Genomic DNA, 1,869 nt, shown 5'->3' on the forward strand with positions numbered 1-1,869 from the left:
TCTCCTTCAGCGACTTGCCGTCACGCTTGCCCAGCAGGTCCCACAGCGCCATCTCCACGCCCGCCTTCGCCAAATGATGCCCGCGGATGCTCCCGACGCGCTGCTGAAAATCGTGCGCGTGCTTCACGTCCTGCCCCACGATCAGCGGTGCGATGAACTCCTTGAGGATGTGCCAGGCTGTACCGGTCGTTTCGTAGCTATACCCCGGCTCACGCGAGGCGACGCACTCGCCGTACCCGGTCAGCCCTTCGGCTTGCAAGGTGATGAGGATACACTGCCGCTCCGTCTCGCGCCCAAAGGACGTCTCGAACGGCGCCACCAACGGCATGGAAATGTGATGCAGGGTGAGGGAGTCGATTCTCATGCGGGTAAGTATAATACACTCGTCCAACGAGAGGATGGCGTATAATACCAGTGGAGGCTGTTATGGAAACTTTTACCGTTCAGGCTGTTTATGAAAAAGGCGTGTTGAAACCAAAGAGGAAATTGAACCTGCCCGAGCACAGTGTCGTGGAACTCAGGATTAAATCCACTCAAAGCCGAAAACAAAAAACTCCCTTCGCTACACTGATCGGAGTGTGGGAGCATTTACCTGAAAAGGACGCCTCCGCCCTGGATAAGGCACTCATTCGCACGCGGAAACGATCATCCGCCAAAATAAAGAAACTTGCAAAATCTGTGAAGTAAAGGGGAATTCTGCTTGTGACCATTTACATGGCGGATACACATAGCTTGCTCTGGGCATTCCATAAGCCGCGCAAATTGGGCGTCCAAGCCCGGCAGGCATTTGAAGAGGTCGCCAACGGCGAATCGAAACTGCTTATTCCGGTGATCGTTCTGGCAGAACTGATCTTCACCATTGAAAACAAACCTGTCCAAGCCGATCTGGATTTGATCCTTGAAGCGATTCAAAACAGCCCGAACATCGAGTTCATCGATTTTGATTACGAGACCGCCCTGCAATTACGCGACCTGACCGTCATCCCTGAAATGCACGACCGCATCATCGTAGCCGCCGCGATTGAAAATCAGGCCACCCTCATTACCTTTGACAAGACAATTACCGAGTCTGGCTTGGTGGGTGTGATCTGGTAGTGTAAATACAGCCAAACTTATAGAAAAACTCGCCTTGAAAAGTTTTCATAGGCGAGTTTTTGTTATCGAACCAACGGCATGGAGATGTGATGCAGGGTGAGGGAAGCGATTCTCATGCGGGTAAGTATAATACACTCGTATAGGTCACGAGTAAGGATACAGAATGCCAAGAATTTATTCGCCAAACCAGAGGCTTATCAGAAATGCATCTCTCCTTTTGCTTTGGATATTGATATCCTGTGCTCAGACGAAGACTACACCTACATCCACAACAATGACACCTACGACCGATATGCCAATACCGACAACAACCTCAATTCCGGCACAAGCACAATGTCCAACCGTATTTCCTGACGACAAACCACTTCCTTCTTTCTTGCAGCGGAGATACCCTCCTGCCATCATTTCGAAAGAAGAATATGACGATTCATTCCTTGATCCATATATGGGGGGCGTTCGAATTACAATTTCAGCAGATGGAATAGATCAGTCAATTCTCAGCAACAAGAGTAATGACCGAGGAAGCGTACTGCATGATAGGGTAACACCATTTCTTGACGGAATTCGGATTCCAAGAGATCAAGCCATTATAGGAGATGGGCTTACGCGGTCAGGTCCCTTTTATTTTAGGGAATAGTCAGGATAACAAACCCAATCAATTGAGATTGCTTTTGATGTCTTGAAAATAACGACGCCCCAATTGCCAGCTTTTGAACGTAGCAATTATCGCCATGATTGCCCACAATGCAATTTCAATTGGGTCAGGCAGAAGCC

The 1,869-nt window shown here is 49.1% G+C and carries 2 protein-coding genes and 1 pseudogene; 2 read left to right on the forward strand and 1 reads right to left on the reverse strand.

What is annotated here, in order from left to right:
- A pseudogene (locus AC14M5_RS15165) lies at positions 1 to 364 on the reverse strand (o-succinylbenzoate synthase); the annotation flags it as partial.
- A 62-nt stretch (positions 365 to 426) separates the two neighbouring features.
- On the opposite strand from AC14M5_RS15165, the gene AC14M5_RS15170 reads away from it, so the two are divergent.
- Together AC14M5_RS15170 and AC14M5_RS15175 are read left to right on the forward strand one after the other, a co-directional pair.
- Positions 427 to 687, forward strand: a complete 261-nt coding sequence (locus AC14M5_RS15170; RefSeq protein WP_484030527.1) for an antitoxin family protein — start codon at positions 427 to 429, stop codon at positions 685 to 687.
- A 15-nt stretch (positions 688 to 702) separates the two neighbouring features.
- The gene (locus AC14M5_RS15175) at positions 703 to 1,095 is read left to right on the forward strand and encodes a type II toxin-antitoxin system VapC family toxin (protein WP_484030528.1); all 393 of its coding nucleotides are present in this window, start codon (positions 703 to 705) and stop codon (positions 1,093 to 1,095) included.
- Positions 1,096 to 1,869: the final 774 nt, after the last annotated feature.

The organism is Candidatus Villigracilis sp., from assembly GCF_057083605.1.